The 21200-nt window shown below is 66.4% G+C and carries 24 protein-coding genes; 13 read left to right on the top strand and 11 right to left on the bottom strand.

Going from position 1 to position 21200, the window contains the following annotated elements; all coding sequences use genetic code 11:
* The first annotated feature begins 115 nt into the window (after positions 1-115).
* From ABIC94_RS21155 to ABIC94_RS21140, 4 genes are all read left to right on the top strand, one after another.
* Positions 116-1024: a LysR family transcriptional regulator gene (locus ABIC94_RS21155; protein WP_354374939.1), complete on the top strand. Its 909-nt coding sequence runs from the start codon at positions 116-118 to the stop codon at positions 1022-1024.
* 113 nt (positions 1025-1137) lie between these two features.
* A complete protein-coding gene (trhA, locus tag ABIC94_RS21150) occupies positions 1138-1758 on the top strand; it encodes a PAQR family membrane homeostasis protein TrhA (protein WP_354374938.1) in 621 nt (206 codons plus the stop codon).
* 93 nt (positions 1759-1851) lie between these two features.
* Positions 1852-2289, top strand: coding sequence for a helix-turn-helix domain-containing protein (locus ABIC94_RS21145; RefSeq protein ID WP_354375074.1), 438 nt, complete (start codon positions 1852-1854; stop codon positions 2287-2289).
* 86 nt (positions 2290-2375) lie between these two features.
* A complete protein-coding gene (locus tag ABIC94_RS21140; protein ID WP_354374937.1) occupies positions 2376-3677 on the top strand; it encodes a UDP-N-acetylglucosamine 1-carboxyvinyltransferase in 1302 nt (433 codons plus the stop codon).
* A gap of 21 nt (positions 3678-3698) precedes the next feature.
* Here ABIC94_RS21140 and bla read toward each other — a convergent pair whose 3' ends face one another.
* Positions 3699-4589: a class A beta-lactamase gene (bla, locus tag ABIC94_RS21135; RefSeq protein ID WP_354374936.1), complete on the bottom strand. Its 891-nt coding sequence runs from the start codon at positions 4587-4589 to the stop codon at positions 3699-3701.
* A 169-nt stretch (positions 4590-4758) separates the two neighbouring features.
* On the opposite strand from bla, the gene ABIC94_RS21130 reads away from it, so the two are divergent.
* The 7 genes from ABIC94_RS21130 (at position 4759) to ABIC94_RS21100 (ending at position 9021) form a co-directional block, all read left to right on the top strand.
* The gene (locus ABIC94_RS21130; RefSeq protein WP_354374935.1) at positions 4759-5097 is read left to right on the top strand and encodes an ArsR/SmtB family transcription factor; all 339 of its coding nucleotides are present in this window, start codon (positions 4759-4761) and stop codon (positions 5095-5097) included.
* A 32-nt stretch (positions 5098-5129) separates the two neighbouring features.
* Positions 5130-5666, top strand: coding sequence for an SRPBCC family protein (locus ABIC94_RS21125; RefSeq protein ID WP_354374934.1), 537 nt, complete (start codon positions 5130-5132; stop codon positions 5664-5666).
* A gap of 126 nt (positions 5667-5792) precedes the next feature.
* Positions 5793-6431 (top strand): CDP-alcohol phosphatidyltransferase family protein, encoded by a 639-nt coding sequence (locus ABIC94_RS21120; RefSeq protein WP_354374933.1) that lies wholly within the window; start codon positions 5793-5795, stop codon positions 6429-6431.
* Positions 6432-6460: 29 nt separating this feature from the next.
* Positions 6461-7039, top strand: coding sequence for a glutathione S-transferase family protein (locus tag ABIC94_RS21115; protein ID WP_354374932.1), 579 nt, complete (start codon positions 6461-6463; stop codon positions 7037-7039).
* Positions 7040-7057: 18 nt separating this feature from the next.
* On the top strand, positions 7058-7699 hold the full coding sequence (locus ABIC94_RS21110) for a histidine phosphatase family protein (RefSeq protein ID WP_354374931.1): 642 nt from the start codon (positions 7058-7060) through the stop codon (positions 7697-7699).
* A gap of 45 nt (positions 7700-7744) precedes the next feature.
* Positions 7745-8707, top strand: coding sequence for a DnaJ C-terminal domain-containing protein (locus tag ABIC94_RS21105; RefSeq protein WP_354374930.1), 963 nt, complete (start codon positions 7745-7747; stop codon positions 8705-8707).
* Positions 8708-8709: 2 nt separating this feature from the next.
* Complete coding sequence (locus tag ABIC94_RS21100) at positions 8710-9021, top strand: chaperone modulator CbpM (protein WP_354374929.1); 312 nt, start codon at positions 8710-8712, stop codon at positions 9019-9021.
* Between the two features lie 11 nt (positions 9022-9032).
* Here ABIC94_RS21100 and ABIC94_RS21095 read toward each other — a convergent pair whose 3' ends face one another.
* The 4 genes from ABIC94_RS21095 to ABIC94_RS21080 all read right to left on the bottom strand — a co-directional run bounded on the left by ABIC94_RS21095 (position 9033) and on the right by ABIC94_RS21080 (position 13258).
* On the bottom strand, positions 9033-9674 hold the full coding sequence (locus ABIC94_RS21095) for a DUF2894 domain-containing protein (RefSeq protein ID WP_436318073.1): 642 nt from the start codon (positions 9672-9674) through the stop codon (positions 9033-9035).
* A 74-nt stretch (positions 9675-9748) separates the two neighbouring features.
* A complete protein-coding gene (locus ABIC94_RS21090) occupies positions 9749-10414 on the bottom strand; it encodes an OmpA family protein (RefSeq protein WP_354375073.1) in 666 nt (221 codons plus the stop codon).
* Positions 10414-12504 carry a DUF802 domain-containing protein gene (locus ABIC94_RS21085; protein WP_354374927.1) on the bottom strand — a complete coding sequence of 697 codons (2091 nt, stop codon included), beginning with the start codon at positions 12502-12504 and terminating at the stop codon, positions 10414-10416. The genes ABIC94_RS21090 and ABIC94_RS21085 overlap by 1 nt, the downstream gene beginning before the upstream one ends.
* On the bottom strand, positions 12497-13258 hold the full coding sequence (locus tag ABIC94_RS21080) for a DUF3348 domain-containing protein (protein WP_354374926.1): 762 nt from the start codon (positions 13256-13258) through the stop codon (positions 12497-12499). The genes ABIC94_RS21085 and ABIC94_RS21080 overlap by 8 nt, the downstream gene beginning before the upstream one ends.
* Positions 13259-13584: 326 nt before the next feature.
* Here ABIC94_RS21080 and ABIC94_RS21075 point away from each other — a divergent pair, with 326 nt between their 5' ends.
* Positions 13585-14157, top strand: coding sequence for a DNA-3-methyladenine glycosylase I (locus tag ABIC94_RS21075; RefSeq protein WP_354374925.1), 573 nt, complete (start codon positions 13585-13587; stop codon positions 14155-14157).
* A 126-nt stretch (positions 14158-14283) separates the two neighbouring features.
* Here ABIC94_RS21075 and ABIC94_RS21070 read toward each other — a convergent pair whose 3' ends face one another.
* The 5 genes from ABIC94_RS21070 to ABIC94_RS21050 all read right to left on the bottom strand — a co-directional run bounded on the left by ABIC94_RS21070 (position 14284) and on the right by ABIC94_RS21050 (position 18760).
* A complete protein-coding gene (locus tag ABIC94_RS21070) occupies positions 14284-14625 on the bottom strand; it encodes an alpha/beta hydrolase (RefSeq protein ID WP_354374924.1) in 342 nt (113 codons plus the stop codon).
* 175 nt (positions 14626-14800) lie between these two features.
* On the bottom strand, positions 14801-15679 hold the full coding sequence (locus ABIC94_RS21065; protein ID WP_354374923.1) for an isocitrate lyase/PEP mutase family protein: 879 nt from the start codon (positions 15677-15679) through the stop codon (positions 14801-14803).
* A gap of 3 nt (positions 15680-15682) precedes the next feature.
* Positions 15683-17137 carry a bifunctional 2-methylcitrate dehydratase/aconitate hydratase gene (locus tag ABIC94_RS21060; protein ID WP_354374922.1) on the bottom strand — a complete coding sequence of 485 codons (1455 nt, stop codon included), beginning with the start codon at positions 17135-17137 and terminating at the stop codon, positions 15683-15685.
* A 46-nt stretch (positions 17138-17183) separates the two neighbouring features.
* The gene (gene prpC, locus ABIC94_RS21055) at positions 17184-18350 is read right to left on the bottom strand and encodes a bifunctional 2-methylcitrate synthase/citrate synthase (protein ID WP_354374921.1); all 1167 of its coding nucleotides are present in this window, start codon (positions 18348-18350) and stop codon (positions 17184-17186) included.
* On the bottom strand, positions 18347-18760 hold the full coding sequence (locus ABIC94_RS21050; protein WP_354374920.1) for an acyl-CoA thioesterase: 414 nt from the start codon (positions 18758-18760) through the stop codon (positions 18347-18349). Before ABIC94_RS21050 ends, prpC begins: the two co-directional genes overlap by 4 nt.
* A gap of 105 nt (positions 18761-18865) precedes the next feature.
* Here ABIC94_RS21050 and ABIC94_RS21045 point away from each other — a divergent pair, with 105 nt between their 5' ends.
* Positions 18866-20377: a short-chain fatty acyl-CoA regulator family protein gene (locus ABIC94_RS21045; protein ID WP_354374919.1), complete on the top strand. Its 1512-nt coding sequence runs from the start codon at positions 18866-18868 to the stop codon at positions 20375-20377.
* On the opposite strand, the gene ABIC94_RS21040 is transcribed toward ABIC94_RS21045, so the two are convergent.
* Positions 20319-21188: a hypothetical protein gene (locus ABIC94_RS21040; RefSeq protein WP_354374918.1), complete on the bottom strand. Its 870-nt coding sequence runs from the start codon at positions 21186-21188 to the stop codon at positions 20319-20321. The genes ABIC94_RS21045 and ABIC94_RS21040 overlap by 59 nt on opposite strands.
* Between the last annotated feature and the right edge of the window lie 12 nt (positions 21189-21200).

The raw sequence follows: 21200 nt of genomic DNA, 5'->3' as shown, positions 1-21200 counted from the left end.
GTCGCTCCTTGAATGTCGAAGGGGTGGGAGCGGAAAGTCTCTCTGTTCTACAGAGGTGAATAAATACGCAAATCTCGCCAATACAATTCAATGAGACTCAACAATTGAGGAACCCATGGACCGCTTCGACGCCATGCAGCTGTTCACCCGCATCGTCGATCTCGGCAGCTTCACGCAGGCAGCGGCCGCACTCGACATTCCACGTGCCACGGCCACGCACGCCATCAAGGAACTGGAGGCAAGGCTGCATGTGCGGCTGCTGGAGCGCACGACGCGCCAGGTGCGCACCACGGTCGACGGCCAGGCCTTCTACGAGCGTTGCCGCCATCTGCTGAGGGAACTGGAAGAGGCGGAGTCTTCGTTGTCGGAACTGTCGGTCAACCCGCGCGGGCGCCTGCGCATCGACATTCATGGCGCGCCCGCCAAGGCGATCGTGTTGCCGCGCATTCACGAGTTTCACGAGCGCTACCCGCACATCGAGCTTGCAATCGGCAGCGGCGATCGGCTGGTGGACCTGGTGCGAGAGGGCGTCGACTGCGTGGTGCGCGCGGGCGAGCCGAAGGATTCGTCGCTTGTCACGCGCCGCCTGGCACTGCTTCCGCAGGTCACATGCGCGAGCCCGGGCTACCTGGCCAAGTACGGCACGCCCACGCAGCCGTCAGATCTCGCGCAGCACATGGCCGTCAACTTCTTTTCGGCCTCGCGGCCCGAGGTGTTTCCCTATGAGTTCATGGTGGACGGCAAGCTCGAGACGTGCATGCTGGAAGACTGGATCAGCGTGAACGACGCCGAGCTCTACAAGACCTGCGCCGAACAGGGCTGCGGCATCATCCAGGTGCCGCGCTTCAGCGTGGAGAGCCAGTTGCGCGAGGGCACGCTGGTCGAGATATTGCCGCATGCGCCCTGCCCGCCGATGGTCTATTCGGTGCTGTATCCGCACCACCGCCAGCTCTCGCCGAGGGTGAGGGTGTTCATCGACTGGATCGCGCAGCTTTATGCGGAGCGCTTCGGCACGCCCGCTTAGACACGGACAGCCACAGCCCCGCCCACCGTCACCGTGAAGTCATGAGGCCGACCTAGCATTCGCCGGCCTTTTGCCCCTACGCCCCTACTTCAACCAAGACTGCTCCCCAAGCGATGTACCCCGGCGAACGGCTCAACGGATACAGCCATCTGCTGGGCCTGGTGCTTGCACTGTCGGCCACGGTCCTGTTCCTAGCCAAGACCGTACCCACCGGTGATGCCGCGCGGATTGCCGGCGCGCTGGTGTTCTCTCTTTCGGCTGTGGCGCTGTATGCCGCATCGACGCTGTTCCACAGCACGCGCGGGCGCATGAAGCGCTTCTGGGAACGGGTCGACCATTGCGCCATCTACCTGCTGATTGCGGGCACCTACACGCCTTTCGCACTCGTCACGCTGCAGGGCATCTGGGGCTGGTTGCTGCTCGTTGCGGTGTGGGGCGCCGCGTTCTTCGGTATCGGGCGCGAACTGTTGCAGGCGGACAGCGCGGCTTCGAAGCCTCCGCTGGCGCTCTACATCGGGATGGGATGGCTGGGGGTGCTGGCTGCAGCGCCATTGGCGGCACGGCTCGATAGCGGCGGCCTTGCATGGCTGCTGGCGGGCGGTGTGCTCTACACGGTGGGCACGGTGTTCTATCGAAACCGCCGAGGGTTCAGGCATGCGCATGGGACCTGGCATCTGTTCGTGCTTGCGGGCACGGCCAGCCATTTCGTATCGGTGGGCTGGTTCGTGCTTTGACGACTGCTTGACGGCGCGCCGTCGCGACTGAAAATAAGCACTTTTTAATTACTTGGCAATCCGGCTTCGCGCAAGGTGTGCAAAATGCGTTCCATGCCAAATATTGCCTCCATCCTCAAAGCCGAGATTTCCCGTGTCGCCCGCAAGGAAGTGCGCACAGAGATTGAAACGCTGAAAAAAGCATCCGCGCATCACCGCGCCTCGATCGCCGCATTGCGCCGGCAAGTCGAGAAACTGGAGAAGGAATTGCGGCACGCCCTCAGGGTGTCCGCACGCGTCTCCCCCGCAGGCGAGGCCGACGAAGGCGAATCGGGACCGTCCCGCCGGTTCAGCGCCACCCGGCTGGCGGCGCACCGCGAAAAGCTCGGCCTCTCGGCGGCGGCTTATGGAAAGCTGGTGGGGGTGACCGGCCAGACCATCTACAAGTGGGAACAAGGCAGGGCCCGCCCCCGCAAGGCACAGCTCGAAGGCCTGGCATCCGTGCGCGGCCTGGGCCGGCGGGAAGTGGCGGAACAGCTGAACGCGGAATAGTTCACTACCGGGCCCTGCGGCTTGGCTCGCGCGGCAGGTACAGTTCCGGCACTCATTCACCGGTTCGTTCCTGCCCCGTTTTTCCCATGTCCAATCTCATCGTGCACGGCGGTACGCCGCTTCGCGGCCGCATCGTTCCTTCCGCCAACAAGAATGCCGTGCTGCCGGTGCTGTGCGCCACGCTGCTCACGCATGAGCCGCTGCGGCTGCACGGGGTGCCCGACATCACCGATGTGCGCAAGATCCTCGACATCTTCCGCAGCCTGGGCAGCGAGGCGCGCATGGACCACGCCACCGGCACGCTGGAGCTGCACCACCGCGAGACGGCGTTCGATGCCGCACGCGACCGGCTGCCCGAGGAGATGCGCTCGTCGATCATGCTGGTGCCTCCGCTTTTGGCGCGCTTCGGCATTGCGCGGCTGGAAGACAACGTCAAGGGTTGCACGCTCGGCGTGCGCGAGATCGATCCGCACGTCGACGTGTTTCGCCGCTTCGGCGGCAAGGTGGAACGCGCCAGCGGCTCGCTGCTCGTGCGCTGCGACGGGCCGCTGACGCCCACCGAACACTGGCTCGACTACGCCTCCGTCACCACCACCGAAAACTTCGTGCTGTGCGCGGCGGCGGCCAACGGCACGTCGACGCTCACCAACGCCGCTTCGGAGCCGCACGTGCAGGAGTTCTGCCGCTTCATGACGATGCTGGGCGTGCGCATCGAGGGCATCGGCACCTCGCGGCTCACGGTGCACGGCGGCAATGCCCTGGGCGGCGGGGAGTTCCGGTTCGACGAAGACTTTCACGAGATCACCACCTTCCTGGCCCTGGGCGCCATCACGGGCGGCGACGTGGTCGTGCGCAACAGCGCGCCGGAAAACTTTCCGCTGATCGACCGCACCTTCGCCAAGTTCGGCGTCACGGTCACGCATGAAGACGGCTGGTCGCGCGCCACTTGCACCGGTCCGCTGAAAGTGGAGACGCCTTTCACGAGCAACGTGCTCACCAAGGTGGAGGCTGCGCCGTGGCCCTACTTTCCGGTCGACCTGCTGCCCATCTTCATTGCGCTGGGCGTGCGCGCCCAGGGCAACGCGATGTTCTGGAACAAGGTGTACGACGGCGCCCTGGGGTGGACCAGCGAACTCTCGAAGTTCGGCGCCCATGTCTTCTCTTCGGACCCGCACCGGCTCATCAGCTTCGGCGGCAGCCCGCTGACGCCGGCCGTGGTCGAGAGCCCCTACATCATTCGCGTGGCGATTGCGCTCTTCATGGTTGCGGCCAGCATCGAAGGCCGCTCCGAGATCCGCAACGCCGCGCCGATCCGCCGCGCCCACCCCCGCTTCGTCGAGAACCTGCGCAGCCTGGGCGTGCAGGTGGAGTGGACGAGCGAAGAATAGATAAACAGATAAGCGCCGGGCTCAGCCCCTCAGTGCGTTCACCACGATGCGCGCCGCCGATGCAATGACATCGTTGCGGGCTGGCGCATCCTCCCTGGGAAAGGTCAGGTAGACCGCCAGCACCAGTGGCGCGCCCGCGGGCGGCCACAGCACGCCCGTGTCGTTGTTGGTACCGTAGGAGCCCAGGCCGGTCTTGTCGCCCACCTTCCAGTCCGCCGGCACGCCGGCGCGAATGCGGGCGGCGCCGGTGGTGTTGCCCAGCAGCCAGGTTTCGAGCTGGCTGCGCTGCGCTGCGCCGAGTGCGTCGCCCAGCACCAGCCGCTGCAGGCTTGCGGCCATGGCCTCGGGCGAGGTCGTGTCGCGCAGATCGCCCGGAATGGCGCTGTTGAGTTCGGTCTCCCAGCGATCGAGCCTGAAGGCCTGGTCGCCGATGGAGCGCGCGAACGCAGTCACCGCGGAAGGCCCGCCCAGAATTTTCATCAGCAGGTTGGCCGCGGCGTTGTCGCTGTACTGGATGGTGGCGGCGCACATGGCGGCAACCGTCATGCCCCGCCCCAGGTGCTTCTCGGTAATGGGCGAATTGGTCAGGATGTCGCTCTTGCTGTAGCTAACCCGCCGCTCGAGCAGGCTGCTGTCACGCGCGCTGCGCGCGAGGATGGCCGCGGCCAGCATCGTCTTGAAGGTGCTGCACAGCGGAAAGCGCTCGGTGGCGCGGTGCTGCACGCGCGCGCCGCTGCCGGTGTCGAATGCGGCCACGCCGAGCCGCCCGCCCACCGAGCTTTCGAGCACCGCGAGCTGCGCCTCGGCCGACGTGGCCTTCGGCACTTTGGCGGACCATGCGGTACAGGCGCTGGCCAGCGGCAATGCGGAAGCGGCGAGCAAGAAGATGCGGCGATTGGCGAAGGGTTTCATTTGTTTGTTTGTCAGCGAGTGGATGGAACGAAGGGAATCGTAGGAGCACCATCGCGCAGGCTCCAGCGCCAGGCCGCGCAACCGCGTCTCGCCTGTACCGGGTGTAACCGCACAAATTCATTCAACTTCTCGGTTGAATAATTTTTTCGGCGCAACTATATTCAACCTTATGGTTGAACTAGACGATGAACGGCTCGATGCCGTGTTCCATGCCCTGGCCGACAGCACGCGCCGAACGATGCTGCAGCTGCTGGCCCAGGGCGAGTGCAGCGTGGGCGAGCTCGGCGCGCCGTTTCGAATGTCTTTCGCGGGCGCATCGAAGCACGTCAAGGCGCTGGAGCGCGCCGGCCTGGTGTCCCGCATGGTGCAGGGCCGCGCGCACGTCTGCCGGTTGGAGCCGGCGGCGCTCGCAACGGCCAACGCATGGCTGCGGTACTACGAAGGCTTCTGGAACAACCACCTGGACGCGCTGGAGCAGGCGTTGCGGCGCGACACATCCCGCAAGTGAAGTTCTTTCCCTTTCCATTCAAGGAGCAAGCAATGACCACGAGCAACCTCGGAACCCTGATCGAACCCGGCACCCTGCGCATGGAGCGCACCCTGCCCGCGCCCGTCGAGCGCGTGTGGGCCTATTTCGTCGACCCCGATAAGCGCGCCGCCTGGCTGGCCGGCGGCACCATGGTTGAAGAGACCGGCGGCGTGTTCGAACTGCGCTTCGACCACACCAGCCTTTCCGGAGAAGTGGCACCCGACCGCTTTGCCGCCTGCCGCAGCCCCATTTCCCAGAAATCGCGGCTCATCGCATTGGAGCCATTGAAGCGCCTGACCATCAGCTGGGGCAGCGAAAGCGCCACCGCCTCCGAGGTGAGCTTCGAGTTCACGCCCCGGGGCGATTCAACGCACCTCGTGCTCACGCACCGCCGCCTGCCCGATCGCAAGGACACGCTCAGCGTCTCCAGCGGCTGGCACGCGCATCTCGACGTGCTCGACGATGTGCTGCACGAGCGCAAGCCCCGGGGTTTCTGGACCAACCACGCAGAACTCGAAAAGGCTTACGAGGCGCGGCTTCCAGTCTGAGCCTGGTTCGACGGTGCCGCCGGCCGGGTCGGGCCGGCCCGCATCTTCCGGAGTCGGATGGCGACTACAGGCAAGCGGCCCCGCTTGCGTTAAGGTGCGGTGCATTCGCCGACTCCGAAGCCCCCCATGACCACCCCCTCTCCCGCACCGGCCCGCAAGCATTTTTCGATGATCCGCGGCTTTCACCTGGCCGACGCCTTCACGCTCGGCAACGCCGCGTGCGGCGTGGGCGCGGTGTTCCTCGCCATGGCCTTCATGGCGAGCCATTCGCTCGCGCAATTCTTCTGGGCCGCCGCACTCGCACCCGCTGCCTTCGTATTCGACGTGTTCGACGGGCGCATCGCGCGCTGGCGGCAAACGCACTCCGCCCTGGGGCGCGAACTCGACTCGCTGGCCGATGTGATCTCCTTCGGCGTAGCGCCCGCGGCGCTTGCCTTCGCCGCGGGCCTGGACGGCGGCTGGGACTGCGTGCTGCTGATCTATTTCGTCGGCTGCGGCGTGAGCCGGCTCGCGCGCTACAACGTCACGGCCGAGGCGCTTTCCGAGGGCGCCGACAAGGTCAAGTACTTCGAAGGCACGCCCATCCCGACCAGCGTGGTGCTGGTGGGCGTGCTGGCCTGGGCCGCCTGGCAAGGCCGCATCGGAGACGCCGTGTGGGGCGGCGCGTGGGTGCTCGGCCCCTGGCAGCTGCATCCGCTCACGCTGCTCTTTGCGCTGTCGGGCACGCTGATGATCAGCAAGACGCTGCGCATTCCCAAGTTCTGACCGTCCATCCACTGAAAGGAGGCTCTTCGATGATGAAGCTGTATTTTGACCCGCAAAGCCGCTCGCAGGTCGCGAAATGGATGCTCGACGAAGCCGGCGCGGAATACGAAATCGTGCCGACCCTCATCAAGGAGAAGGCGCACAAGAAGCCCGAGTACCTGAAGATCAACCCCTCGGGCAAGCTGCCGGCATTGGTCGACGGCCGCACCCGCGTGTTCGAGAACGCGGCCATCTGCATGTACGTGGCCGAGAAGTTTCCCGAGGCCGGACTGGCCCCGTCGATGGGCTCGCCCGACCGGGGCCGCTACCTGTCGCTGATGGTCTATTCGACGGCGCAGTTGGAGCCCTCGATGGGCGACAGCCTGCTCGGGTTGCACAGTAAAAACAGCGCGCGCGGCTGGACCAATTTCGAGCAGGCCAAGGATGCGGTGGAGCGCGAACTGGGCTATGGCCCCTATCTCTTCGGCGCGCAGTTCACCGCGGCCGACGTGATGATCGGCGCGATGTTCATCTGGCACCGCGCATTCGGCGGGCGTTCCAACCGGGCCAAGATCGATGCCTACATCGACCGCCTGCAGGCGCGCCCCAAGGGCATGAAGTTCGGTTGATCCACACCCCCACACCCCATGTCACAGGCACCTTTTCCCCACGGCGCGACAGCCGGCCTCGACCAGCTGGTGCGCATTGCCGCCGCGCAGCCGCTGGCACCGGCTTGCGACCATTTCTACTTCCTGCGCCACGGCCAGACCGGCCGCAATGCGCAGCGCATTTTCCAGGCGGTGGACGAACCGCTGAGCGAACTGGGGCTCCAGCAGGCAGCCCGTGCCGCCCAGCTGCTGGCCGGCGAGCCGATTCGCACCATCGTCTGCAGCGATGCACGGCGCGCCCACGACACCGCGCACACGGTTGCGGCCGTGCTCCGCCTCGAGCCCACGCCGCAAGCGGCGCTGCGCGAACGTAATTTCGGCGCGCTCATCGGCACCTCTTCGGCCGAGATCGACTGGGCCTGCGAGCCCGACGGGGGCGAAACGCTCGAGCAGTTCGTGGCGCGCAAAAGGCTGGCGCTCGACGCCGCGCTGGCACAGCCGGCACCGGTGCTGGTGGTGGCGCACGGCGGCACGCTCTACGCGCTGGCCGCGCTGATCGGCGTGCCCATCGACCTGGGCCTGCTCGGCAATGCGCAGCCATTGCGTTTTTCGCGCAGCGGCCCTGCATGGGCCGTAACGCCGCTGCTGCGGCATGCCGACGGGGATTCGGCCCTGGCCTGAACCAGGCTGGGCGCGTACTGTTCGGCATTCACTCAACTGGCAGCCATGGAATTCAAGGACTACTACAGCGCCCTGGGCATCGACCGCACCGCGTCGGAAGACGAGGTGCGCAAGGCCTACCGGAAGCTCGCGCGCAAGTACCACCCCGACGTCAGCAAGGAAGCCGACGCCGAGAAGCGCATGCGCGACATCAACGAAGCCAACGACGTGCTGCGCGACAAGGAAAAGCGTGCCGCCTACGACGCGCTGGCCGACCGCGTGGCGCGTGGCGGCCGTCCTGAGGGCGACTTCCAGCCGCCGCCGGGCTGGGACGCCGGCTTCGAATTCCACCGCGGGCCGAACCAGGGCCCGGCCGACCATGCCGAGTTCAGCGAGTTCTTTTCGTCGCTCTTCGGCGAGGCCGAGCGCCGCGGCGCGGCAAGGCGCAACTACCGCGCACGCGGCGAAGACCATCATGCGGCCATCGAAATCGCACTCGAGGACGCGATCAACGGCGCCGAACGCGAGATCACGCTGCGTGCGCAAGAACTCGACGCGCAAGGCCGCCCCGCGTTCAAGACGCGCACGCTCAGCGTCAAGATTCCGCCCGGCATGCATCCGGGGCAGTTCATCCGGCTCGCCGGCCAGGGCATGCCCGGCCATGGCGGCGAACCGGCCGGCGATCTCTACCTGGAAGTGCGCATCGCACCGCACAAGCTCTACCGCATCGAGGAGCGCGACCTCTACATGACGCTGCCCGTCACCCCGACCGAGGCCGCGCTCGGCGCGCAGGTAACAGTGCCCGTGCCCGCCGGCGGCGCGGTCGAGGTGACCGTGCCGCGCAATGCGCGCAGCGGCCTCAAGCTGCGGCTCAAGGGCCGCGGGCTCGGCGGCAAGCAGCCCGGCGACCTGTACCTGCTGCTCGACATTGCGCTGCCCCCCGCCGACAACGAGGCCGCACGCAAGGCCTATGAGCAACTGGCGCAAGCGTCGGTTTCGTTCAACCCACGCCAGCATCTGGGAGTGTGAACATGGCGACCGTTTCCGTCACGACAGCCGTCAGCGCGTCGCAGCCGCTCGCCGCGAGCGAGGTCGCCCATGCCTGCGGCGCCGATACCGAATGGGTGGTGCAACTCGTCGAAGTGGGCATCGTGCAGATTTCCACGGCCGAGGCGCCGCCCGAGCGCTGGCAGTTCTCGAGCACCGATCTGCAATGCGCACTCGAAGCTCGCAGGCTCGAGCGCGACTTCGGCGTGGGCCTCGATACCGCCGCGCTGATTCTCGACCTGCAGCACGAGGTGCGGCGGCTCAAGGCCGTGATCCGCGCGCACGGCTTGCGTTAGCCGACAGGGCCTCAGCCGGATTTGCCGCGCGCGGTCTTCTTCTGGCCCTCGGCGCGCGGGGGACTTGCGGTTGTCCCCGACGAGGCGCCGGCGCCATTTACCTGATCGACCCACAACAAGGTGTCGACGTAGGTCATGAAGCGGTTGAGGTACTCCGGCGACAAGTCGCGCATCAGCAGGAGCGACCGGTGCACGAGGTGATGCGAATTGAGCGGGCCGGCGTTCCCGGGCACCTTCGCCAGCGACTGCGTCAGCCGCCGATCGGCGCTGAGCCGCGACCACATGCTCTTGAAGTACCTGAGCGTCTTCAGCTCGGGAGCAGGCGCGAGACCAGGCACCACGTCGTTTGCCGCGGCGCCGTCGCCGAGGGCCGGCGCATGCCGGGCGATGTGATCGACGAGCTCCGCGAGCGCACCGCGAGCGGGCGAGTCCGCATGCGTCCCCACCGCAGCATGGAGCGCCGGAGGATTCTCCGTGCGTCGGGCCTTTTCAAGATTCTCGCCATAGGCCGCCACCAGCTTGGCCAGCTTGCCGTCGAGGATGCGCCGCGCTTCACCTTGGTGGGCGCCCGCACGCCTGGCCAGTGCCTCCATGAGATGAAAGCGCACCGGCTCCAGGCGATGTTCGCCGTGCTCGCGCCAAGCGCCGAGCATCGCCACGGGGTCGATGTGCCCGGCCAAAGCCACGGGCGCCGCCGCGTCGGTTCTGCGCGCCTTGCTGCTGCTGTTCACGGGTGCTTCGTGTTGGCGTTGTTGTTGGTATTGGGCTGCCTCGGCGTGGGTGCCATTTCCACGCGCCGGTTCTTCGAACGGCCTTCGGCATCGGCATTGGACGCCACCGCCTGCTCGGACCCGAACGCCGCGGCAAACACCGACGATGAAGGAATGCCTTCTTCGATCAATGCGCGCGTCACCGTCAGGGCCCGCTGGGCCGACAACTCCCAGTTGTCGGCGAACGGACGGTTGCCTTCCTTCGCCTGCCGCATCTGCCGGTCGTCGGTGAAGCCGCTCACCATCAGGACTTCGTCGCGGGCACGCAGGTAAGCGGCCACAGGTGCGGCCAGGCTCTTCAGCAGTTGCCGGCCTTCGGGCTGCAGATCGGCGGAGTTGAAGGCGAACAGCACGCTGCCGCTGATGCCGATGCGGCCGTTGTTCAGCGTGACACGGCCGGCCGCAAGCGGCCCGGCCAAGGCTTGTTCGAGTGCTTCCCGGCGCTGCGTTTCGGCCTGCCGCTGCTGCACTTCGGCCTCGAGCTTCGTCGCAAGGTCCAGCTGCATGCCGAGGGCGCCCACGAGAATCAGCACAAAGGCGCCGACCAGCCCCGACATCAGGTCGCCGAAGACCGCCCATACCGGCACGCTCGGCTCCAGGCCGCCGTCGACGTCTTCTCCCATCATGCTTCGCTGCCCACCGCGGCTTGGCGGCTGGCGATCTGCTGCAGGTCTTCGACGATCTGCTTCTGCGACATGATGCTCAGGTCGATGACCTCCCTTGCCTGCGCAACGTAATACGCCAGCTGCTCGTCGCTGCGCGCGATGGACTTGCCGAGCGCGCCTTCGACGCGCTGCAGATGGGCCACCAGCTTGTCGTTCGATTCGCTGAACAGCTGCACGGCGAAACCGAAGGCCTCGCCGAGGCTTGCCACTTCAACGGCGCTGCCGGTGATCTGTGCGGCGACGCTCTCCAGCTTGCCGGTTTCCGCCTCGACCTTTTCGGTGAAGCGGCTGCCGACACGCTCCAGCACATCCGCCGACGCACCGACCAGCGCATCGACCGCCGAGCGCTGCTCGGTGGAGGCGTGGTTCACGGCGTCGAGCAGGGTTCCCAGCGTTTCCATGATGCGGCTGCGCTCCTCCAGCATCGCGTTGTCGCGCGCCATGCTGTCTGAAAGCTTCTGCCGCAGTTCGGCAACCACTTCGGCCGCAACGCGCGGTGCTTCCGAGGCGGCTTGCAGGAGCTGGGCAATCTCTGCCACGGTGCTCTTCGCATGCACTTGCGCCTGCGCCGACATGTCGCGGGCGGTATGGGCCAGCGTTTCGAAGAGCTGTTGCTGCTGGCTGGCCGTGTGCGCGCCGGCCTGCTGCCATTCTTGCTGCAGCGCTGCGGCCATTGACGACAGCGCTTGCGTCCAGGCCGACAGCCGCTGCTCGTCGCGCGAGGCCATGTCGGTCTGCAGGCTGGCATGCGCCTGGCCTACCGTGCGCAGCAACGAGGCCGAGTGCTGCTCGAAAGTGGCGGCCGCGGCCGCAAGGGACTGGTGCGTGTCGCCCGAGAGCTTCTCGCTGGCGCGCTGGTGCTGTGCGAGTGCGTTGCCCCATGTGTCCGACACGCTGCCCACGGTGGTTTCCAGGCGGGCGGATACGCTTTCGACCAGCGACGCCGAGCGCTGCTCGAAGGTTTCGGCGAAGCGGTCGTGCGAAGCGCGCAAGTCCTTGGACAGCGCCTCGCTGGTGCGCTGGTGCTCGGCCAGCGCGGACTTCCAGGTGTCCGCCACGGTGGCCGTGGTGGCCTCGAAGCGGCCCGACAGCCCGTCGAGTTGCCGCTGCACGGTTTGCGCCATGGTGTCGTGCAAGGAGGCCGTCTCGCGCGCGATGCCGGCCATGGTGGCTTCGACCACCGGCTGGATCGTCGCGCCGGCAATGCGCGCGCTTTCGGTCAGGCTCTGCTTCAGCGATTGGTCGACCGACGAGGCCAGGCCGGCGTACACCGCCTCGGCCTTGCCGTGGAAGTGCTCCTGGCCGGTGATCAGGCGCTCGTTCAGCGCCTGGGTCTGCCGTTCCATCGCAGTCATCATGGCCTGCAGCTGATCGACCAGCTGGGGCATGACCTGGGCTTGCCGCTCGAGCAACTGGAACGATGCCTCGCGCTGATGGGCCAGCGAGTAGACACGCAAGGTGGTCGCAATTTTGCTGTCGAGCATCTGCCCGGCCTGCAGCCGCTCGCGCCGGCACAACGCCGAGGCCAGGCCCAGCATCGCCGACGCGGCCACGCCGGCCACCGAGGTGCCGAACGCCAGCCCCAGGCCCTTTACCGGCGCGGAAAGAGAAGCGCGAATGGCCTGCAGGTCTGTCGCGCTCTCCAGCGCGATGCCGGTGCCGTTCAGCGTCACCACCATGCCGAGAAAGGTGCCCAGCATGCCCAGCAGCACCAGCAACCCGGCCAGGTACGGCGTCAGCGCCGGACCGGGCAAGCCGACACGCTCGCCCTCGATGCGCAGGCGCACCGCGTTGCGCAGCGAAGGATGCAGTCGGCCGAGCCAGGCGCCGAGGTCCGCCGGAGCGGCAGACAGGTCAGCCGCGGCACGGGCCAGGGTGGACGTCGCCTGCTGGAACCGGTGCAGCTCCATCGCTCCCATCAGATAGAAGGCGCCGACGAGCATCGTGACGATGAGTGCCAACGGATGCGAACCGATGTACCCGGCGCCGACCCAGCACACGACGGCCAGGCCCGCGACAAAAACAGCGTAATGAAGAAATCTAGTCATGGCACTCTGGTTGCCTCGTGCGAAGGGCTTCGAGGAGCCCTTCGACAGGTTGAAATCGAAAGTCCAGTTCGGCGAGCAGCACGTTCTGGGTGTCTTTGCGGAATACGTCCAGCCACTCTCCGGGCTGGACGCCGCTTGGGGGTTCGTCAGGCGCATCCGCGCCGCTCGACCTGGCCTGATCGGACTGGTCAGCCTGGGCGGCCAGATGCAAGCGCTTGAAATGTTTTTCGAGCAATGAGGGCACGGTCGACAGCAAGCTGCGCTCGCGCGCGGCCAGCACCTGCTCCATGACCACATCCACGGCGGCAAGCCGGGCCATGGCGGGCGACCTGGCCGCCAGCATTGCGCGCAAACGGCCGCGCAAAGGACCGATGCCGGTTTCCATCGCCTGTTGCTGCGCGACGTAACGGCGGCGGTAGGGCGTGAAGTCGGCTGCCGCGGGCGGTTGCCCGCGTTCCTTGCCGGCCGTGAATGCGGTGTCTTCGCCGATGGCTTTCGCCAACGCGGCGCGCAAGCGCGCGCATTCGCGTTCTTCGGCGCTTGCAGAAGCAGAAGCTCGTGCGGCAACAGGCACGCTTGCTGCAACCCCATCCAGCGCCGCGGACAGCGAGATGGCATCTGTCCAGCCGAACCATTGACTCAACTGGTCCGCGGTGCCCTGTCGGGATTCGCGAACGTCGATGTCAGTCAACCGGGAAAGCAAGCGAACGAGCGCCGAGCCGTTGATACCTGCGCGCCGTGAAACTTGCGCCATACCCCTGAACGAAAAACCTGGCAGTCTACACTGCCGCCCCTCGGTGACGGACCGGTTCCGCCCCCTCTGTCAGAGGAAACTTTAAGTAACGTTTTGGGTCGCCAGCGGGCTGCGTTTCAGGCCCCAACCGCGGCGGGCCACCCTGCCCGCGCCGCGCGCTCGAGCGCCGAACGCCCCACCATGCGATGGAACGGCGCAATCAACCGGATGCAGTTGCGGCCGAGATGCCGCCTGAACCGCGGTCTCGGAGACCTTCGGGTTTCCGTGTTTGGTTAAAGTTCGCGGCTCCTGTCCCGGCCGCGTGCGCGGCCCCAGAACGAAAATTGATGAACCCCGAGACGAAGCCCCGCTGCACCTGGGCCCAGAGCGATCCGCTGCTGGCTGCCTACCACGACGCCGAATGGGGCGTGCCCGAGCATGACAGCCGAGCGCTGTGGGAAAAGCTCATGCTCGACGGCTTTCAGGCGGGCCTCTCGTGGCTCACGATCTTGCGCAAGCGCGATGCGTTTCGCGCGTCGTTTCAGGGCTTCGTGCCCGAAAAAGTGGCGCAGTTCACTGCGGCGGATGTCGATCGATTGATGCAGGACGCCGGCATCGTGCGCTCGCGCGCGAAGATCGAGGCCACCATCGGCAACGCGCGCGCCTACCTCGCGATGCAAGCGGCCGGCGAAGATTTCTCGGCGTTCGTGTGGGGCATGGCGGGCGGCAAGCCGATCGTCAACACCACGGGAACGGTGCCGACGAAAACGCCTCTGTCTGAAGAGATGTCGGCGGCCCTGAAAAAGCGCGGCTTCAAGTTCGTCGGCCCGGTGATCGTCTATGCATGGATGCAGGCCACCGGCGTCGTGGACGACCATTCGGCCAGCTGCTTCTGCCATCACGCCGCGCGGCAGCGCTGAAACGCCTCGGTAGAAAACAAAAAGCCGGACGGCGCTTTCGCACTGTCCGGCTTTTTATCTCTTGCCGAGAGCAACCAACAAGCGAGCGGCTTGGCACCGCTGAACTGGTTCGTTGACTGTTTTCGATTACAGACCGGCTTGACGCGTGAAGCTGCGAGCTTGCGAGGGAACCACGCTGCCTGCAAAGGCTTCGCGGCGCAGGTTCTGGCCCGGAGCGTGCGCTGCGGCAACGGCTTCGTTGCGCACTGCTGCGCGGTCGGCCGAAGCAGCCAGCGTGGGAGCCACGGTCGACGAAGCGGCGTCGCTGTACACGTTGCCTTCACGGGCGGCGGCGGCAGCCTCGGGCGCCACGTCGGCGCGGCTGTAGCCGGAGGTCAGGGGCTGCACACCTTCATACGTTTCTGCGTGGGCGCCAGCGGCGGCGAGCAGGGAGAGAGCGGCGGCGGCGAGGATGTTCGAGGTCTTCATTTCAATTTCCTTCTTGATTGGGCTTTGGATGCCCTGAAGTTTGCACCACGATGACAAGGGAAAACCCTAGCCAATCGAATCGCAGTGTTCATGAAACTGAAACAATGACGGGGAACTTTCTGACGAGAGGGCAAAAATGCACACTCCGTTTAAGAAATTCGACCCAATTCGCGTTCTACCCCGCATATTTTTGCTCTAGCTCGTCGAGCCAGGGCTTGCCGACCAGGCGCTGCCGTTCGGCAAACGAAACCACGAGAGACGGGTCTTCGTCGAGGCGGCGAGTATCCCGCAAAACGGTCAACGCACGTTGCATGCCAGCCACCGCGCCCTGCAATGCGGCGTTGGCATACAGCACCAGCCCATAGCCGAGCGCGCCGAGCTCTTCAGCGCCGAAGGTCGGCGTCTTGCCGCCGATCACCAGGTTCATGAGCAGCGGCTTGCGCAGGTGCCGCGGCATGGCGCGTACTTCGTCGGCCGAGGTCACGGCCTCGACAAAAAGGATGTCGGCACCGGCCTCGCTGAACTGCTGCGCGCGCTCGATGGCGGCCTCGAAACCATGCACGGCCGCCGCATCGGTGCGGGCCATGATGAGCAGATCGGCATCGGTGCGCGCATCGACCGCCGCCTTGATCTTGCCGAGCATCTCGGCCGTGTCGATCACCGCCTTGCCCGCGAAGTGGCCGCAGCGCTTGGGACTGACCTGGTCTTCGAGCTGGATGCAGTCGGCCCCTGCCCGCTCGAGCACGCGAACCGCATGCCGCACGTTGAGCGCATTGCCGAAACCGGTGTCGGCATCGACCAGCAGCGGCAGGTTCACCGCATCGCGGATGCGCGCCGTGTGCTCCGCTATTTCGTGCAGGCCCATGAAGGCCTGGTCCGGCAGCCCGAAGTGCATGTTGGTGACGCCGGCACCCGTGACGTAGATCGCCTCGAAGCCAAGGTCTTCGATCACGCGGGCGGACAACGCATTGAACGCGCCCGGCACCAGCACGCCGCGGCGCGCCTCGGCCAGTCGGCGCAGGGTTTTCCTGGGTGATTCGTTGTTCGCGGACATGGTTCAGGCGGTGTACAGGTCGACGTACTCGTGCACCGGCATCGCCTCGAGCTTCTTCGCATCGAGCGACACATCGAGGATGGCCTGCTGCTGCTTGTGCGCGAAGCGGCGCGCCAGGTTGATGCGGAACTTGGCTTCGAGCAACGGAATGCCATCCGCGCGGCGGCGCTTGTGGCCGATCGGGTATTCGACGGCCACCTCTGAAAAGCTGGTGCCGTCCTTGAACTCCACGGTCAGCGCATTGGCGATGCTGCGTTTCTCCGGGTCGTGATAGTCGGCCGTGAAGCGCGGGTCTTCCACGCACACGATCTTGTCGCGCAGCGCATCGATGCGCGGGTCGTTCGCCACGCTGTCTTCATAGTCGGCGGCCGTGAGGCGGCCGAAGATCATCGGCACCGCCACCATGTACTGGATGCAGTGGTCGCGGTCGGCCGGGTTGTCGAGCGGCCCCTTCTTGTCGATGATGCGAATGCAGGCTTCGTGCGTGCGAATGGTCACCTTCCTGATGTCGTCCACCGTCTTGCCGGACTTCTGCAACTGTGCGTGCAGCGCCATGCCCGCTTCCACCGCCGTCTGGCTGTGGAACTCGGCGGGGAAGCTGATCTTGAACAGCACGTTCTCCATCACGTAGGTTCCGTACGGCCGCTGGAACTTGAAGGGCTGGCCCTTGAACAGCACGTCGTAGAAGCCCCAGGTCTTGGCGGTGAGCACGCTCGGGTAGCCCATTTCGCCGGTCTTGGCGATCAGTGCGAGACGCACCGCGCGGCTGGTGGCGTCACCCGCGGCCCAGCTCTTGCGGCTGCCGGTGTTGGGCGCATGGCGATAGGTGCGAAGGCTCTGCCCATCGACCCAGGCCAGCGACACGGCATTGACGATCTCGTCGCGCGAGAGCCCCATCAGGCGCGCCACCACGGCCGTCGAAGCCACCTTCACCAGCACCACGTGGTCGAGCCCCACCTTGTTGAACGAGTTCTCCAGCGCCAGGCAGCCCTGGATCTCGTGCGCCTGGATCATCGCGGTGAGCACGTCGCGCATCACGAGCGGCTTGCGTCCCGCGGCCACCGCATTGCGGCTGAGCCAGTCGGCCGTGGCAAGAATGCCGCCGAGGTTGTCGCTCGGATGACCCCACTCGGCCGCGAGCCAGGTGTCGTTGAAGTCGAGCCAGCGGATCATCGTGCCGATGTTGAAGGCCGCCTGAATCGGGTCGAGCTGGTAGGGCGTGCCGGGCACCTTGGCGCCATGCGGCACCACCGTGCCGAACACGACCGGGCCGAGCAGCTTGGTGCAGGCCGGGTATTCGAGCGCTTCAAGGCCGCAGCCGAGCGTGTCGATGAGGCAGTGGCGCGCGGTTTCATAGGCAAGCGCGCTGGTGATCTGCTGATGGTCGAGCACGTAGTCGACGATGTCGACCAGCACCTGGTCGGGTTCGGGGCGGACGTTGCTGATGGGAGCTGACATGGTTCTTCTCTGTTGCGGTAAACGGTGCGGGGCTGTGCGAAAGCCTTCAGCGGCGGTCCGATATCGGCACGAAGACCAGGTCTTCCGGGCCGGTGTAGTTGGCGCTCGGCCGGATGATCTTGTTGTCCTGCCGCTGTTCGATGATGTGGGCGGCCCATCCGCTGGTGCGCGCAATCACGAACAGCGGCGTGAACATGGCCGTGGGCACGCCGAGCATGTGGTAGCTCACGGCGCTGAACCAGTCGAGGTTCGGGAACATCCGCTTCGCATCCCACATCACGGATTCGATCCGCTCGGCAATGTCGTACATGCGGGTGGAGCCGGCCTCGCCCGCGAGATGCTTCGCCACGCGCTTGATGACCACGTTGCGCGGGTCCGACACGGTGTAGACCGGGTGGCCGAAGCCGATAACGACTTCCTTGGCTTCCACGCGGCGGCGAATGTCGGCCTCGGCTTCGCCCGGCGTGTCGTAGCGCTTCTGGATCTCGAAGGCCACCTCGTTGGCGCCGCCGTGCTTCGGCCCGCGCAGCGCACCGATGGCACCGGTAATGGCCGAATACACGTCGGAGCCGGTGCCCGCCACCACGCGCGCGGTGAAGGTCGATGCATTGAACTCATGCTCGGCATAGAGGTTGAGCGAGGTGTGCATTGCACGCTCCCAGCTTGCCGAGGGCGCGCGGCCGTGCAGCAGGTGCAGGAAGTGCGCGCCGATCGATTCGTCGTCCGTCTCAACCTCGATGCGCCGCCCCTGCGTGGACCAGTGGTACCAGTACAGCAGCATCGAACCGAGCGAGGCCATCAGACGGTCGGCGATGTCGCGCGCACCGGGCAGCGAATGGTCGTCTTTCTCGGGCAGCACGCAGCCGAGCGCCGAGACGCCGGTGCGCATCACGTCCATCGGATGGGCGCTTGCGGGCAACCGCTCCAGCGCTTCCTTCACGCTCGCGGGCAGGCCGCGCATGGCCTTCAGGCGGCCCTTGTAGGCGCGCAGCTCGGAAACGGTCGGCAGCTTGCCGTGCACCAACAGGTGCGCAATTTCCTCGAACTCGCAGACATCGGCAATGTCGAGGATGTCGTAGCCGCGGTAGTGCAGGTCGTTGCCGGTGCGCCCCACGGTGCACAGCGCGGTGTTGCCTGCGGTCACACCCGAAAGCGCGACTGATTTCTTCGGCTTGAAGCCGGTTATGGGCGCGTTCTCTGTCGGCAGTGTCATACCGTCTCCTCGAATGTCTGTTCATGAAGGCGCGGCGGGTTCGCCAGCCGCACCGGCCGTCCGGCGGCGTCGACCGCCACCATCTCGAATTCGCCGTCGAGCACGCGGGTGAGCGTGTCGGTGGCCACGTCCTGCACGCTGCCGGCCACGCGCACGGTGAGCGAGCTGCGGCCGATGCGCGCCACATGCGTGTCGAGCACCAGCGTGCTGCCCAGCCGCACCGGCGCATGGAACAGCACCTCGCCGCAGCGGGCCATCACCACGTCGCCGCGCGCGAAGCTGCGTCCGGAGAGGAACGCCGCCTTCGACAGCAGCTGCAGTGCCTGTCCGCCGAACAAGGTGCCGTAGTGGTTGGTGTGCTCGGGGAACACCACCTCGATCAGTCGGACTGTGCCGCGTGCGTTTTGCATATTCGCAATTTACGCAAGATCGTGTCCATAATGAAGGACTGAATTGGCGAATGATTGCGAAGCCGACGCATTCGATTTGCGAATCTTGCGAAGATTGGATTGACGATGAAGAAAACCTTCATGGGCGTGCGCCTGCGAAGCCTGCGCGAAGAGCGCGGCCTGAGCCAGCTCGCGCTCGCGCAACATCTCGGCCTGTCGCCGAGCTACCTGAACCAGATCGAGCAGAACCAGCGTCCGCTCACCGTACCCGTCTTGCTTCGCCTGCATGCCACGCTGGGCGTCGACATCCAGGCCTTCTCGGAAGACGAAGAGGCGCGCCTCGTTGCCAGCCTGCGCGAAGCACTGGCCGACAACCCCGGCGGCGATGCCGTCGCACTCGCCGAGCTGCGCGAAGTCGCCACGCAGATGCCGGCCGTGGGCCGCGCGCTGGTCGCACTGCACCAGCGGCACCGCGACGCCATGGAAAGGCTCGAAGCATTGGCCGCCGAACTCGGCGATGGCCGCGGCGACCTTGCGCGCATGCCGCAGGCGCGGCCGATGCCTTTCGAAGAAGTGCGCGACTTCTTCTTCGCACACCAGAACCACATCGCACCGCTCGACGACGCCGCCGAAGCTTTCTCCGCGCAGTGGCGGCTGCGCGAAGGCAACCCGGGCGACCGGCTCGCGCACCGGCTGCTCGAAGCGCACGGCGTGCAGGTGATTCCGGCCGAGGACGACGAAGGCGGTGCCCAGCGCCGCTACGACCCGGCCACGCGCGTGCTGCGGCTCTCACGCTACCTGGAGCCGGGCCAGCACGCCTTCCAGCTTGCAACGCAGCTCGCGTTTCTTGAAGTCGGCGACATGATCGACAAGCTTGTCGCCGAAGCACCTCTGTCGAACGATACGGCGCGTTCGCTCGCGCGCATCGGCCTGGCCAATTATTTCGCCGCCGCCCTGCTCCTGCCCTACGGAATTTTTCTTGAAGCGGCCGAGCAGCTGCGCTACGACATCGACCAGCTCGCGCGGCGCTTCGGCGTGGGCTTCGAGACCATCTGCCACCGCCTGAGCTCGCTGCAGCGGCCCGAGGCGCGCGGCGTGCCCTTCTTTCTCATTCGCGTCGACCGGGCGGGCAACATCTCGAAGCGGCAATCGGCCACGCATTTCCACTTCTCGAAGACCGGCGGCACCTGCCCGCTGTGGAACGTGTACGAGGCCTTCGCGCAACCCGGCCGCGTGCTCACCCAACTGGCCCGCATGCCCGACGGCCGCGCCTACCTCTGGATTGCGCGCACCGTGTCGCACGGCTTCCGAGGCTACGGGTCGCCCAACAAGACTTTTTCCATCGGCCTGGGCTGCGACATCAGCCACGCGACGCGGCTCGTCTATTCCAAGGGCATGGACCTGCGCGACCCCGAGGTGCCGACACCCATTGGCGCGGGCTGCAAGGTATGCGAGCGGGAAGCCTGCCCGCAACGCGCCTTTCCGTTCGTGGGCCGCCCGCTCGACGTGGACGAGAACCAGAGCCGCTTCATGCCCTATGCCGCGGCACCCGACAAGTACGGCAGTGCGCGCGTCGCCCTCAAGAGCGGGGCCAGCCGCGCACCAGTGTCCGGATCGCCACGGCGCCGCTCGCCTTGACCTCTGCGCGGTAGCTGCCCACCAGCGCTTCGCGCTCGGCCGCGGCCTGCGGGTCGTTGCGCCAGGCGAGCAAGGCGGCCACGTCCGCATCGGGCAATGCCGCGAGCAGCGCCTGCGTCACCTGCTTTTCCAACTCGCGCGCCACCGTCAACAGGTTGCGCGGGCGCGGTGACGTGATGCCGCGCGACCACAGCGTGTCGACGGCCATGTCGAGCGTGCGGTCGGGCAAGGACGTGAACTGGCCGGCGTTGCCGCGCGCGAGTTGCTTGACGACGGAGCTCAGCAGCAGCTGGCTGGAGAAGTCGACCTCTCGCATGTCGACCACGGCCATGCGCTCGAGCAGTTCCGTGCGTGCGGGATCGGCCGGCTTCGCGCGCTCGCGGTTGAAGAACTCGAACTTGGCCGCCTGGTCCTTCGCGGCGTAATCGGCACGCAGCTGCGCGAACCGCGTCACCGCGGCCAGCACCTGCGGGCTCGGCGCGGCTGCACCCTTGCCGGCGGTGGCTACTTCCTGCTGAATGGCGGCAACGGACGCGGCGACATCGAAAGACCGCGCGGTCGCCGCGTCCAGCGCCTTGAGTGCGTTGTCGGCAATAGCCTGGTCGGCGGGCTCCAGCAACTGGCGCGCATCGCGCGACACGGCACCCGGCGCATAGGCTTCCTGGTAGCGCGCGTGCACGCCCTCGAACTGCAGCAGCGCGCGGGCGCGGTCTTGCTGCGCCCAGCCCAAGGCCGGTGCGAGCAACAGCGACAGCAGCAGAAGAAGGGGCGCGAGGGAGAAACGTTTGGCAACGGGAAGGGAAACGGTCATGGCGCCATTATT

Source organism: Variovorax paradoxus (assembly GCF_040544635.1).
Classification (GTDB): Bacteria; Pseudomonadota; Gammaproteobacteria; order Burkholderiales; family Burkholderiaceae_C; genus Variovorax; species Variovorax paradoxus_R.
The sequence above is the reverse complement of the archived record's forward strand: the minus strand, read 5'-3'. Positions and strand labels throughout refer to the sequence as shown.